Origin of the sequence: Nocardia asteroides (assembly GCA_019930625.1) — a bacterium.
GTDB lineage: Bacteria > Actinomycetota > Actinomycetes > Mycobacteriales > Mycobacteriaceae > Nocardia > Nocardia sputi.
This window is the reverse complement of the sequence record CP082844.1, coordinates 1,913,900-1,927,038: the sequence shown is the minus strand read 5'-3', so window position 1 is coordinate 1,927,038 and position 13,139 is coordinate 1,913,900. Positions and strand designations below refer to the sequence as shown.

The following is a 13,139-nucleotide window of genomic DNA, read 5'->3' as shown; positions in this document are numbered from 1 at the left end:
TACGGGGACCTCGATGCTGAACAACGGTGCGATGATCGCCGACCGGTACCGGCTGCAGCGACTGATCGCGACCGGCGGCATGGGCCAAGTCTGGGAAGCGCTGGACACGCGGCTGGACCGCCGGGTCGCGGTCAAGGTGCTGAAGTCGGAGTTCTCGGCCGACCCGACGTTCCGGCATCGATTTCGCACCGAGGCGAAGACCACCGCCCAGCTGAATCATTCCGGTATCGCGGGGATCTACGACTACGGCGAGACCATCGATCCGCAGGGCAGCGAGATCGCCTATCTGGTTATGGAGTTCGTCCAGGGCGAGCCGCTGAACACCGTGCTCAACCGGCTCGGCAGATTGTCGGTGGCCCAGGGCCTGGACTTGCTCGAGCAGACCGGGCGAGCGCTGGAGGTGGCGCATCGCGCGGGCGTCGTGCACCGCGACGTGAAACCGGGCAACATCCTGGTCACCCCCACCGGCCAGGTAAAGATCACCGACTTCGGTATCGCCAAGGCGGTGGATGCCTCCCCGGTCACCAAGACCGGCATGGTGATGGGCACCGCCCAGTACATCGCGCCGGAACAGGCGGTCGGCGAGGACGCCACCGCAGCCAGCGATGTCTACTCGCTCGCCGTGGTCGGTTACGAGGTGCTGGCCGGACAGCGGCCGTTCACCGGCGAGGGGGCGCTCACCGTCGCGATGAAACATGTTCGCGAGACTCCGCCTCCGATGCCTGCCGACCTTCCCGGCAACGTGCGCGAACTGATCGAGATCACGATGGAGAAGGACCCCACCCGCCGATACGCCAGCGGTGGCGAGTTCGCCGACGCGGCCGCCGCGGTGCGCGCGGGCCGGCGTCCGCCTCCGCCGAGTGGAGCCCACCCCGCCGCGCCGTTGACCGGCGCCACGCGGGTGCTCCCACCGGGCCCGACCGCCGTGATCCCCTCCGCGTCAGCCGACTTCGACGGTGCGACGGTGCGCTACTCGACGCCCGCGGCCGGCTCGGTGGACGCGGCGAATCGCGCGGGTACGGTCGCAGCTCCGGCCACCATGCTCAGCCGTGGCGCGGCGGGCAATCCACCGCCCGGCGACGACAAACGCTTCACCCCCACACAGAAATGGCTGGCCGGGCTCGGCATCGGCGCCGTGCTGCTCGGTGCCCTCACGGTCTTCCTGCTGTTCGGTGGGGACACCAACCCGGGATCGACGCCCTCGCCGACCACGGCGATCGTGCCGAACCCGAAGCCCGCCCCGCCGGTTGCCAGCACCACCACACCCAAGCCCGCACCTCCTCCGGTGGTGACCGAAGCCCCGGAACCGACCACCATCGAGCCGACGACCACGACCCCGGAGCCGACGACGACCACCCCGCCGCCCACCACCACGGCACCGAGCACGACGAAGCCGACCACAACCGCGCCCTCGGCCACCACCACCCGGCCGCGCGTCCCCACCATCGAAATACCATTCCCGGAGATTCCCGGCGCCCGAGGTCCCTCGGCTACCCGCAGCGGATTCGCCACTCCTTCGCAAGGACAGCCATGACGACCCCGAAGAATCTCTCGTCTCGCTACGAGCTTGGCGAGATCATCGGGTTCGGCGGTATGTCCGAGGTGCACAAGGCGCGCGATGTCCGGCTGAGCCGGGACGTGGCGATCAAGGTGTTGCGGGCGGACCTGGCTCGCGACCCCACCTTCTACCTTCGGTTCAAGCGCGAAGCGCAGAACGCCGCAGCGCTCAACCACCCCGCCATCGTCGCGGTCTACGACACCGGCGAGGCCGAGATCGACGGTGGTCCACTGCCGTACATCGTGATGGAGTACGTGGACGGCGACACGCTGCGCGACATCGTGCGCGGCAAAGGGCCGATGCCGCCGCGCCGCGCGATGGAGATCATCGCGGATGTCTGCGCCGCATTGGATTTCAGCCACAAGGCCGGAATCGTGCACCGCGACATGAAGCCCGCGAACATCATGATCAACCGCTCGGGCGCGGTGAAGGTGATGGACTTCGGCATCGCGCGTGCGATCGCCGACAGCTCCAACCCGATGACGCAGACCGCGGCGGTGATCGGCACCGCGCAGTACCTCTCGCCGGAACAGGCCCGCGGCGAAACCGTGGACGCCCGCTCGGACGTCTACTCCGTCGGTTGTGTGCTGTTCGAGATCCTCACCGGCGAGCCACCTTTCACGGGCGACTCGCCGGTCGCCGTCGCCTACCAACACGTCCGGGAAGATCCGCGGCTGCCTTCGCACGTACATCCCGGGGTACCGCGCGAGCTGGACTCGGTCGTGCTCAAGGCGATGAGCAAGAACCCGGCCAACCGGTATCAGACCGCCGCCGAGATGCGCGCCGACCTGATCCGGGTGCTCGGCGGCCAGAAGCCCAGCGCACCGATGGTGATGACCGACGAGGACCGCACCACCATCATGGGCGCGGACGAGCCCCCGCCGCGCAGCTACCGCACCGTCGAGCGCGACGACGACACCGCCGAGCAGGATCCGGCCGAACCGAACGGCCAGCGTCGGCCTGCCTATATCGCCCTCGGGGCCGTCGCGGCCGTCGCCGTGGTGTTCGCGCTGTTCTGGGTGCTGCTCGGGCCGGGAAGCCGACCGGATCAGGTCGCCGTTCCCGACCTGTCCAACAAAACCTCGCAGCAGGCTCAGGAGGCTTTGCAGAAGCTCGGCTTCACGGTGGCGATACAGCAGAAGCCCGACAGCAAGGTCGCCACAGGCAACGTGATCGCGACACAGCCGCTCGGCGGCTCGCGGATCGATGAGGGAAGCACCGTCACAGTCCAGGTATCCACCGGGCCCGCGCAGGTACAGGTGCCGAAGCTCACCGGTCTCACCCAGCAGCAGGCCGAGCAGGAGTTGAACTCCAAGGGCCTGCGGATGAACCCGAACGTCGAGCGCATACCGTCGAGCACCGCCGAGAAGGATCAGGTGATCGAGCAGAATCCGTCACCGGGCTCGAAGGTCGACGTCGACTGGGAGGTCGTCGTCACGATCGGCACCGGCCCCGAGGCGGTCCGCGTCCCGTACGTCGTCGGCCAGTCGATCGACGTGGCGCAACCGAACATCGAGGGCAACGGATTCAAGGTCGTCATCCAAGAGGTGCAGTCTTCGAAGCCCAAAGGCGAAGTGGTCGCTTCCAGTCCGGCGGGCGGCAGCAACGCGGAGAAGGGCTCCACGGTCACCGTCCAGGTGTCCGCGGGTGATCTCAAGATGCCGTCGCTGCTCGGTCTCACCGTCTCGCAGGCCGTGGAGAAGCTGCGCGCCGAAGGCTGGACCGGTAGCACCAGTCAGATCAGCCAGTCTCCGCAGGGCACCTTCGACGCGGGCAATGTCGGCCGCATCCTCAGCCAGCAACCGTCGGCGGGCAGTTCGATCCAGAAGAACAGTGCCATCCTGGTCGGCGTGGGGGTGCTCGGGCCGCCGTGACCGGCCGCGGTCGCGGGTATCGAGAAAACGAGACCACCCGGTGTGAATTGCGGGAGAATGATGCTGCTCCATCCCAATCAGCGCAGCTGAGCACGAGGAGGTAGCTCATGACCACTGCCAAGGACATCATGAAGCCCGGCGTTCAGTGGATCCAGAAGGACACGACCATCGAGCAGGCCGCACGCACCATGGCCGAACTCGATGTCGGGTCCTTGATCATCTCGGACGAGAACGAGCGGATGTGCGGCATCGTCACCGACCGCGACATCGTCGTGAAGTGCATCGCCCAGGGCAAGTCGCCATCGGCCTGCAGGGTGTCTGAACTGTGCGAAGCGACGCCACGGTGGGTCGACGCCAACGCCGACATCGAGGTCGTTCTCGATGAGATGGAAAGCAACCGGGTCAAGCGCATGCCGGTGATCGAGAACAAACGGCTGGTCGGCATGATCAGTGAGGCGGACCTGGCCAGGCACCTGGACGACAACCAGCTCGGCGAGTTCGTGACCGCCGTATACGGGCGTCCTTAGCTTTCGGACCGGCGCAGGGGGCGGTTCAGCGAAACTGCCTCCTCGCGTCACTCCCGTCGCCGCTTTCGGTCGGCGTGACTGCCTCGTCGGCGCCCGGTCGATGCGCTGCGAGCTGATGCCGACCACGGGCGGCCGCGCGTCGGCGCGTGCTCCAGCACGCGATATTCGGCGTGCGACTCCGGCGTCAGGCTTGGTCGGTTTTCGGCAGATATCGCAGCACGGCGACATCACCGACCTGGGTCACGCCCGCGAGTCGCATCCTGCGGTGCGGCGCCCCCGGGAAGTCGGCCGGGCCGAGAAAGCGTGGCGCCGCGGCGTCGCCCACCAGGACGGGAGCGACCGCCAGGTGCAGTTCGTCGGCCAGATCGGCGGCGAGGAACGCGGTGTGGATGCGGGTGCCGCCCTCCACCATGAGGCGATCGACGCCGCGTCCGCCCAAATCGTCCAGCAGTGCGCCGAAATCGAGTTCGCGACCGAGATCCACGATCTCGGCCAGTCCGGTCAGCCGGGCGGCGAGTTCCGGCGCGCCTGCCGTCGTGGTGTACACGAGCTTGTCGCCGCCGTGGTGCCAGAACCGCAGCTCAGGATCCAAGTCACCGCCAGCCGAGACCGTCACCTTCAGTGGATACTCCGGTTTACCCGCCGCGACGCGGGCCGCCCTGCGTTCGGCGCTGTCGACGAGCAAGCGCGGATTGTCGCTGCGCAAGGTCTGCGCGCCGACCAGGATCGCGTCCGATTCCGCGCGGACCTGATCCACGCGATCGAAGTCCGCCGCGTCGGACAAGCGCAGCCGCTCGGGGCTCGCGTCATCGATGTACCCGTCGAGGCTCACCGCGACCGACAGCAGCACATGCGGACGGGTCACTGCAGCACCAGCGCGGCGACCTCCGCCTCCAGCGTCCGCACCAAACCTTCGGCGGGACGCTTCCCGCACACGCCGAGCCAGTTCGCCAGCATCCGGTGCCCACCCTGGGTCAGCACCGATTCCGGATGGAACTGCACGCCGTGAATGGGCAACGTGTGATGTCGCATGGCCATCACGATCCCGCTCTCGGTGCGTCCGAGCACCTCGATCTCCTCCGGCAGGGTGTCCTCGACCACGGTGAGCGAGTGGTACCGCGTGGCGGTGAACGGGTCGGGCATACCGGCCAGCACGCCGGCGCCGATGTGGAAGACCTCGCTCGTCTTCCCGTGCAGCAACTCCGGAGCCCTGGTGACGGTGGCGCCGAACGCCTCGCCGATCGCTTGATGGCCGAGACACACGCCGAGCAGCGGAACAGCCTGTTCGGCGCACGCGCGCACCAACGGGATGCTCGCGCCCGCACGGTCGGGAGTACCGGGACCGGGGCTGATCAGGATGCCGTCGAAGTCGCGCACGACCGCGTCTACGTCGGCCAGGTTCGGATCGTCGTTACGCCAGACGACGGCATCGACACCCAGTTGACCGAGGTACTGCACCAGGTTGAAGACGAAGCTGTCGTAATTGTCGACGACCAGAACACGCATGGCATCGAGATTACGTCCCTGCCCGGCGCGGCGTCGCATCCATTACCTGTTGGGATAGCCTAGAGACCACGACCTGCACGCCGAATACGAGGACGTCATGCCCAAGTCGAAGGTCCGTAAGAAGACCGACTATACGATCAACCCTGCCAGCCGGACCCCGGTGAAGGTGAAGGCTGGGCCGTCTCCGGTCTGGTATGTCGCCATCATGCTCGGGTTCATGCTCGCCGGTCTGGTGTGGCTGCTCGTCTACTACTTGGCGGCCGAGCAGATCAGCTGGATGAACGACCTCAACGCATGGAACTTCCTGATCGGTTTCGGCCTGATGGTGGTCGGCCTGATCATGACGATGCGCTGGCGCTGAGCTCCGCCGCGTCAAGACGGATTACAGACGTGTCATTCATGCACACCTGTGGATGAGCCTGTGGACAACTCGAGGAGCGATTGAGGAGTGCTGTGAATCCGGAGCCCCCGGTCCCCGGCCCGCGGGACCGCGATGAACCGAGCCTGGCCTGGACCACGCCCACAGCCGCGCTCGTCGCGGTCACGGTGGGCGGCATCGTCCTGGCCGTTGCCGCGGTCGTGACCACCGACGCGCCCAGTCGTCTGCTCGTGGGACTGGCAGCCGTCGGACTCCTCGCCTTGGCCGGACTCGGGTTCCGGCAACGCCCTCGCCTCTCCGTCGTGTCCGGGGCACACCCTCGCTTGGTAGTCCGCACACTGACGGGACCGGACGAGTACGTCCCCGATCAGATCATTCGCGCGCGGGTGGTGAGCTACCGGCGATTGGGGCGCAAGATGCCGATGCTGGAGATCGACGTCGAGCGCGACGGCTCGGATCGACTGCTGATCTTCGGCCGCTGGGATCTGGGCGCCAACCCGGAGTTCGTCTACCGCGACTTGGTCGAAGCGCTACGGCTCACCGAAAACAAGGCCCGCTGACTCCGCGTCCGGGACCTCGAGCAATCCGAGGCGGCCGGACGCCGAATGTTTCACGTGAAGCGAATCCCGCTGTCAGGCAGCCAAAGTGAGGGCACTCACAGTCACCGTCGCCAGGGCCGCGATCGCGACGACCGCTACCGCCACCCAGCCGATCGCCCGCGCCGTCTCAGGCGTCTTCACTTGCAACCAACCGGGCAGGAACAGGATGCCGAGCGTCGCGAGTGTCCCCGCGGCCAGACCACCGAGATGCCCCCACAGCGAGATTCCGGGCAGCGACAGACTGATGAAGACGTTGATGCCGATGATGATGAGCATCTGATTCGGGTTCTGCCGCAGCCGGATCAGGATGACCGTGATCGCGCCGAACATGCCGTACACCGCGCCGGACGCACCGGCCGTGAGACTGTTCTGCGCGAACAACATCACCCCGGCGGACCCGCCGAGCAGCGAGACCAGATACACGGCGAGATAGCGGAGCCGGCCGAGCACCAGTTCGGCGTCCCGGCCCACGACGTACAGGGCGAACATGTTCAGCAGCAGATGGATCGGCCCGTAGTGCAGAAAGCCGGAACCGAGCACTCGCCACCATTCGCCCTCCGCGACCGCGGGCGCGTACAGCACCCAGTCCAAGAACAGGGCAGAGCCACGCTGGTTGTCCATCAGGCTCTTCGCCTGGGCCGCGGTGATCGCGTAGACCACTACATTCAACGCGATCAGCGCGTAGGTCACGTACGGCGCGGCCGTGCGAGCAGCCGCCGCGCCGGAAACGGTGCGCACCGGCGCGACGCTGCGCTGATCCGAACGCAGGCAGTCGACACAGTGCTGGCCGACGGCCGCCGGACGCAGGCACTCGGCACAAGACGGCCGCCCGCACCGCGTGCAGGCCAGGCCGGTCGGACGATTCGGGTGGCGGACGCAGGAAGGTGCGGGCGGCTGGGGATTCATGAGCTCATTCGATCGTGATCTTGGTGATGACTACGGGTTCGATGGGCCGGTCGTTGCGATCGGTCCTGGCGGTCGCGATCGCGTCGACGACCTTGCGGGAGTCCGGATCCACGACTTCACCGAAGATCGTGTGCTTGCGGTTGAGGTGCGGCTGCGGGCCGACCGTGATGAAGAATTGCGAGCCGTTGGTACCAGGGCCCGCGTTGGCCATCGCCAACAGGTAGCCGCGGTCGAACCGCAACTCCGGGTGGAACTCGTCGCCGAATTCGTAGCCCGGGCCGCCGCGACCGGTACCGGTGGGATCGCCCCCCTGGATCATGAAGCCCGCCATCACACGATGGAACAGGGCGCCGTCATAGAACGGGCCGGTGTTGCCTCCGCTGGCGTTCGCGGTGGTGTACGGCGCCGAACCGTCGGCGAGAGTTAGAAAATTGCGGACCGTCTTGGGCGCGTGGTTACCGAAAAGCGCGAGCTTGATATCGCCGTGATTCGTGTGCAGCGTTGCCACGGATGTCTGATTCGGTGAGGTCACGCCGCCCATCGTGCCACGGTCGGCGCCGAGACCGCCGAACTGGGCCGCACCACGCTGTGAGCTGGGCCTCCTGCGCGAATCGCCGGGCTGTGCATAGAGTGGTCCAATGACCTCGGGGCGCCTGCATGTCTCTTCGCGTTCACGTAACCGGCTCATCGTCGCGGCCGCCGTCGCGCTGGCGGGCGGCGTGGCCTATCTGGTCCGCGCCCGGCGGCCGCAGCAGCCGGAACCCGCCCCCGCGCCGCCGCGCATCGGATACTCCCGCAACGGCTCCGCGCCGACCCACGTCGCGGGAGCCGGCGCGGAACACGATCGCTGACACGGGCTCGCAGGTCAGCGACCGCAGGTCAGCGACTGACCGTCTTCTTGTACTGACGCAGGGCCAGCGGCACGAACACCACCAGGATCACCACCACCCAGACCAGGGACGTGATGACCGGGTGCTGCAACGACCAAGCGTCCGGCGTCGGTGCCAGGGGGCTGGTGTTGCCGAACAGGTCACGAGTCGCCTGAGTGAGTGCCGACACCGGGTTCCATTCCGCGATCACCCGCAGTACGGTGGGCAGCTTCTCGCTCGGGACGAAGGTGTTGGCGATGAAGGTGAGCGGAAAGATCACCATGAAGCTGGCGTTGTTGAACACCTCGGGCGCCCGCACCAGCAGTCCGACCACGGCCATGATCCAGGACACCGCGTAGGCGAACAGCAGCAGCAGGATGTAAGCCAGCACCGCGTCCAGGAACGAACCGCGTATCCGCCAGCCGACAGCCAGGCCGGTCAGCGACATGACCGTCAGGCTGACCACGTTGATCACCACGTCGCTGATCGTGCGGCCGACCAGCACCGCCGACGTTGCCATCGGCAGGGAGCGGAATCGGTCGATGATGCCCTTCTGCATGTCCTCGGCCAGGCCCGCACCGGTGAAGGTCGCGCCGAACACCACGGTCTGCGCGAAGATGCCCGCGATGAGGAACTCGCGATAGCCGCCGGAGAGTCCGGGCACGTCGATGGCCGCGCCGAAGACGTAGGCGAACAGCAGCACGAACATGATCGGCGAGAGCGTGGAGAAGATCAGGACGTCGGGTACCCGCTTGATCTTGATGACGTTGCGTTTCGCGATGGTCACACTGTCGCTGACCACTATGGATAGCCGCTCGCCCAACGAGGGCCTGGTCAGGGCAGGGGCCGTCGCGGTCATCGGGTCGTTCCTTCCGTAGCTTCCAGCTTGCCGATCTTCTTGTCGCCGTCGGCGGCCCGCGCCGCTTCATGGCCGGTGAGGGTGAGGAAGACGTCATCCAGCGACGGGCGCCGCAGACCGACATCGTGAATCTGCACGCTGTGCTCGGCCAGCCGCCCGACCGCCTCCACCAGAGCCTGCGATCCGTCGGCGACCGGGACGATGATCCTGCGCAATCCGGGCTCGAGATGGATCTCGCCGTCGGCCAGGCTCTTCAGCGCGGCCTCGGCCGTCGCGAGGTTTTCCACACGATCGACGGTCAGCTCGATGCGGTCGCCGCCGACCATGGTCTTCAGTTCGTCCGCGGTGCCCTTGGCGATCACCTTGCCGTGATCGATCACCGCGATGGAGTCGGCGAGCCGGTCCGCCTCTTCCATGTACTGCGTGGTGAGCAGCAACGTGGTCCCACCGGCGACCAGTTCCTCGATGACGTCCCAAAGGTCCAGGCGCGCACGGGGATCGAGACCGGTGGTCGGCTCGTCGAGAAACAGGACGGGGGGATTCGCGACCAGTGCGCCGGCCAGGTCGAGGCGGCGGCGCATACCGCCGGAGTATCCTTTGACCGGCCGGTCGGCGGCGTCGGTGAGCCGGAATCGTTCGAGCAATTCGCGCGCACGTTCCTTACTCCGCTGCACGCCCATGTGATAGAGACGTCCCACCATTTCCAAATTCTCGAATCCGGTGAGGTATTCGTCGACCGCGGCGTACTGGCCCGACGCCCCGATGCGGGAGCGCAGCGCCTGTGGATCGCGCAGCACGTCGATGCCCGCGACCGTCGCGCGCCCGGCATCCGGCACCAACAGGGTGGTGAGCACACGTACGGCGGTGGTCTTACCTGCGCCGTTGGGACCGAGCAGTGCGGTGACGGTCCCCTCCGGGACGTTCAAGTCGAGTCCATCGAGGGCCACCAGCTGGCCGTATCGTTTGACCAGACCCTCGGCGACTATTGCGTCGGGCATGATTCTCCTGAGATCTATGAGTTCGATGTGGTTGCCTGCGACGGCCGGGATTCCCGGGCGCCGATCAATTCGCCGGTCGGATGACCGGCCGATACCCGAGTCAGTATTGTCCCGCCGACCGACAGATTCACCCGATTTGTTTCGAATGGCCGGGCAATGATCCAGCGACGCCCCAGCGCGAGAAGGCCGCATTCCGATCCAGTACGTGCTCGGGGGTACCGGATCGGAATGCGACCTGCTCGATGGTCCCGCGCGGTCGGGCATCGAAGCGCGCGTAGCGGACTACCCGAATCGGGGAAGACCGGTACTCGGACAGCGAACGCCGGAACGCGGACCGTACCGTCGAGTGGGTATGGGCCGGACGGGTTGTCGAGTCGGTGGACACGAACACATGTTCGCATCGGGGTACGACAAGTTCGGGCGGCACGCGCAGTCCGGCGACACGCGGACCGACCGGTTCCGACGTGATCGACACCCCGTAAAGCCCCCTCGATTCGTCGCGTGGCGATTGGTCGGCATGCTTTGCGGCACCTGACGCCGCGGCAGGTCATGTCGCCAGCGGAGCACCGAACCACTTGTCGTCCAAGGGTTTTGGCAAACACCCGGCCAATGGTCAGGAACGGCACGGAGAGACGATCGGTCGGCGACAGTGAGGGTCGAACTCCCCGGAGGTAAGCCAACCCGAAAAATCTCGAGAACGTGGACGTCCTCGCGCACACACAATCGCGGATCATCGAGTAGCATCGTTCAAGTCGGCCCCTCCCCCCCGGGCCGACCCTACGCGGGCCTCGGCTAACTCCCCCCCTTCGCCGAGGCCCGCTCCCCATTTCCGGGCCGGTTCGGACGCTTATTCCGGCTGATCGACGTCTGGTTCCACCGCCTGCCACGCGGCGCTGAGCCGTTGCCCGCGCACGCGCCCGGCGGTGGCGAGCAGTGGCCGGTCGCGCTCCCACCTCCGGCGTGTCACCGGGTCCGCGGATTCCCACAACGGATCGAGTTCCGCCAGCAGTCCACCGAACAGCTCGAAGACGCCGCCGAGCGCGATGTGAACGCCCGGAGAACTCGCCGCGGCGATGTCCAGTCCGCGCACGGCGGCCACGGCGGTCAGCAGTCGTTGCCTGCTCGCCCGCGGCCAGTCCGACGCTCGGGCCACTCGCGTCAACCAGCCCAGAGTGGCGGCGAGCACATGGATGTCCTCGATCGTGCGGAACGGTTTGAGGTAGTCCAGATATCCGTCGCCGGGCAGTACTCGCGCGGGTACGCCGCTCAGCACGACCGAGGCGTGGGGAACCTCGGGCGCGAAAGGGAGAGCGGCGCGATCGGTCAAGCACACCCCGGCTGCTCGAGCGTCGATCATGCACGCGCGCAGTAGGTTTCGCCCGTCGGACCCCGTGCCGACGCTGGCGATCACCACCAGCTTTCGCGCGAACGTGCCCATGGTCGCGAACGACTTCGCGCCGTCGACCAGCCAGAGGCCATCTCGCTCGGTGAGCGTGGTCTGGATCGCGGCGGGATGAGCGCCGCCCTCCTCGGTCGCGCACATCGCCACCAGCTCGTCATCCGGCAGCTGGGGAATCAGCGTCCGCAGCGCCTCCTGATAGCCGGACAGGAAAGCGAACCCCAGCCGGTCGGCCCCGAAGCCGCCCGCGACCGCCACCTCCACCGGCTGGTCGAATCTGTTCGCCGCCACGCGATGTCGCGTCCACGCCGCGGCGACATCGTCCAGCGGCGCCGCCGCCACCGGCTCGGTCAGCAGGAAGTCGAGCAGAGTATCCACCTCAGCACGGTAACCGAGCAGCGACTTCTCGGGGCGGGCCCGGTCGAGCGTCTCCGCCGCTATCCGGGGGGCGCCTGCCAGATCCGGCTCCGCAGATCCATGCCGCGGATCACCTGGATGCGCCACGGCTCCAAGCGGAGGATCTGCAATTGGGGATCGTTCGGCGACCGCCAGAACTGTCCCAGGTCGTAGCCCGCGCCGCGCGGACTCGTCTTGCGGTACAGCTCCCATACCCGCTCCCGGATGTCGGGAGTATCCACCCACTGCGCGGTCGCGTCGACCGCGACCGAGTTGTTGGTGCCCTGCGCCCAATAGGAGAAGTTGACATGCGGATTGTTCGCGATGTGAGCTTCCTTGACCGGCGTCCGATAGGTCCCCAGCCAGCCGAGCGGGCGCCCGCCCACGTTTTCCCAGATGGGGATCAGCACCCTGGTGCGCGGCCGATTCCGTTTGTCCACCGTCACCATGGTCGCGTAGACGATGCGCCCGACGTAGGCGTCGAATTCCGCCTCGATCTCCGCGAACGTCGCCACCTTCTGCGTCATGCCGCCGCCTCTGCTACCGACCCGGTCACCCCGAGCCCCTGCCCCCAGCCGCCGTCGACGGGAAATTCGACTCCGGTAGTGAATGTGGCGTCGAAAGCAAGGAACAGCGCGGCCTTCGCGACCTCCTCGATGGTTCCGTTGCGCCGTAACGGCGTACTGCGCTCACCTTGTTCCAAGAACTCGGCTCGCTGCTGCTCGGTCAGCCCGACCACGCCCATCGTCGGCGTCTCGATGAACCCCGGCGCCACCGAGTTCACCCTGATCCGGCGCGGCAGCAACTCGGCCGCCAGCACCTGGGCGATCGCCCGCAGCGCTTCCTTCGAACCGGAATAGGCGCTGAGTCCGGGAAACACGACGTCGTTGGCGACGGTGGTGAAGACGATCGAGCCACCCGCGACCAGGAGTGGAGCCAGTCGTTGAACGGTGAAGAACGCGCCCTTGGTGTTGACGGCGAATTGGCGGTCGAACGATTCCCCGGTGGCGAGTTCCAGTGTCTGGAATTCGGCCGTGCCGTGGTTGACGAACAGCGCGTCGATGCTGCCGAGACGCTGTTCGACGAGGTCGCCCAGCGCCTCGATATCCGTCGCGCTGACCGCGTCCGACCGCACGACATGGGCAGCCCGGCCGGACAGTCTGGCCCGAGCTTGCTCGAGCGTGTGCTTGTTGCGCCCGGTCGCCACCACCTCGACCCCCTCGGCGAGCAATGCCTCGACGATGGCCAGCCCCATGCCGTGCGTCCCGC

The 13,139-nt window shown here is 67.1% G+C and carries 15 protein-coding genes; 6 read left to right on the top strand and 9 right to left on the bottom strand.

Annotated features, from left to right (window positions below):
- Window positions 1-13: 13 nt before the first annotated feature.
- From K8O92_09000 to K8O92_08990, 3 genes are all read left to right on the top strand, one after another.
- Window positions 14-1,534, top strand: coding sequence for a protein kinase (locus tag K8O92_09000; GenBank protein UAK34011.1), 1,521 nt, complete (start codon window positions 14-16; stop codon window positions 1,532-1,534).
- Window positions 1,531-3,432, top strand: a complete 1,902-nt coding sequence (pknB, locus tag K8O92_08995; protein ID UAK34010.1) for a Stk1 family PASTA domain-containing Ser/Thr kinase — start codon at window positions 1,531-1,533, stop codon at window positions 3,430-3,432. The genes K8O92_09000 and pknB overlap by 4 nt, the downstream gene beginning before the upstream one ends.
- Window positions 3,433-3,539: 107 nt before the next feature.
- Window positions 3,540-3,959: a CBS domain-containing protein gene (locus K8O92_08990; protein ID UAK34009.1), complete on the top strand. Its 420-nt coding sequence runs from the start codon at window positions 3,540-3,542 to the stop codon at window positions 3,957-3,959.
- A gap of 184 nt (window positions 3,960-4,143) precedes the next feature.
- Here K8O92_08990 and K8O92_08985 read toward each other — a convergent pair whose 3' ends face one another.
- Both K8O92_08985 and K8O92_08980 read right to left on the bottom strand, forming a co-directional pair.
- Entirely contained in the window at window positions 4,144-4,824 is a 681-nt protein-coding gene (locus tag K8O92_08985; protein ID UAK34008.1) for a dihydrofolate reductase family protein, read from the bottom strand.
- On the bottom strand, window positions 4,821-5,465 hold the full coding sequence (locus tag K8O92_08980) for an aminodeoxychorismate/anthranilate synthase component II (GenBank protein ID UAK34007.1): 645 nt from the start codon (window positions 5,463-5,465) through the stop codon (window positions 4,821-4,823). The genes K8O92_08985 and K8O92_08980 overlap by 4 nt, the downstream gene beginning before the upstream one ends.
- A gap of 97 nt (window positions 5,466-5,562) precedes the next feature.
- Here K8O92_08980 and crgA point away from each other — a divergent pair, with 97 nt between their 5' ends.
- Both crgA and K8O92_08970 read left to right on the top strand, forming a co-directional pair.
- Window positions 5,563-5,826, top strand: a complete 264-nt coding sequence (gene crgA / locus K8O92_08975; GenBank protein ID UAK34006.1) for a cell division protein CrgA — start codon at window positions 5,563-5,565, stop codon at window positions 5,824-5,826.
- 92 nt (window positions 5,827-5,918) lie between these two features.
- On the top strand, window positions 5,919-6,404 hold the full coding sequence (locus K8O92_08970; GenBank protein ID UAK34005.1) for a PH domain-containing protein: 486 nt from the start codon (window positions 5,919-5,921) through the stop codon (window positions 6,402-6,404).
- 72 nt (window positions 6,405-6,476) lie between these two features.
- Here K8O92_08970 and K8O92_08965 read toward each other — a convergent pair whose 3' ends face one another.
- Both K8O92_08965 and K8O92_08960 read right to left on the bottom strand, forming a co-directional pair.
- Window positions 6,477-7,349 (bottom strand): rhomboid family intramembrane serine protease, encoded by an 873-nt coding sequence (locus tag K8O92_08965; GenBank protein UAK34004.1) that lies wholly within the window; start codon window positions 7,347-7,349, stop codon window positions 6,477-6,479.
- 4 nt (window positions 7,350-7,353) lie between these two features.
- Window positions 7,354-7,890, bottom strand: a complete 537-nt coding sequence (locus tag K8O92_08960; GenBank protein UAK34003.1) for a peptidylprolyl isomerase — start codon at window positions 7,888-7,890, stop codon at window positions 7,354-7,356.
- Window positions 7,891-7,987: 97 nt separating this feature from the next.
- On the opposite strand from K8O92_08960, the gene K8O92_08955 reads away from it, so the two are divergent.
- Window positions 7,988-8,200 carry a hypothetical protein gene (locus K8O92_08955; protein UAK34002.1) on the top strand — a complete coding sequence of 71 codons (213 nt, stop codon included), beginning with the start codon at window positions 7,988-7,990 and terminating at the stop codon, window positions 8,198-8,200.
- A gap of 28 nt (window positions 8,201-8,228) precedes the next feature.
- Here K8O92_08955 and K8O92_08950 read toward each other — a convergent pair whose 3' ends face one another.
- The 5 genes from K8O92_08950 to K8O92_08930 form a co-directional block, all read right to left on the bottom strand.
- Window positions 8,229-9,077 carry an ABC transporter permease gene (locus K8O92_08950; GenBank protein ID UAK34001.1) on the bottom strand — a complete coding sequence of 283 codons (849 nt, stop codon included), beginning with the start codon at window positions 9,075-9,077 and terminating at the stop codon, window positions 8,229-8,231.
- Window positions 9,074-10,075 (bottom strand): ATP-binding cassette domain-containing protein, encoded by a 1,002-nt coding sequence (locus K8O92_08945; GenBank protein UAK34000.1) that lies wholly within the window; start codon window positions 10,073-10,075, stop codon window positions 9,074-9,076. Before K8O92_08945 ends, K8O92_08950 begins: the two co-directional genes overlap by 4 nt.
- 847 nt (window positions 10,076-10,922) lie before the next feature.
- Window positions 10,923-11,852, bottom strand: a complete 930-nt coding sequence (locus K8O92_08940; GenBank protein UAK33999.1) for an acyl-CoA dehydrogenase family protein — start codon at window positions 11,850-11,852, stop codon at window positions 10,923-10,925.
- Between the two features lie 59 nt (window positions 11,853-11,911).
- A complete protein-coding gene (locus K8O92_08935; protein ID UAK33998.1) occupies window positions 11,912-12,397 on the bottom strand; it encodes a pyridoxamine 5'-phosphate oxidase family protein in 486 nt (161 codons plus the stop codon).
- Entirely contained in the window at window positions 12,394-13,125 is a 732-nt protein-coding gene (locus K8O92_08930) for an SDR family oxidoreductase (GenBank protein UAK35552.1), read from the bottom strand. The genes K8O92_08935 and K8O92_08930 overlap by 4 nt, the downstream gene beginning before the upstream one ends.
- Window positions 13,126-13,139: the final 14 nt, after the last annotated feature.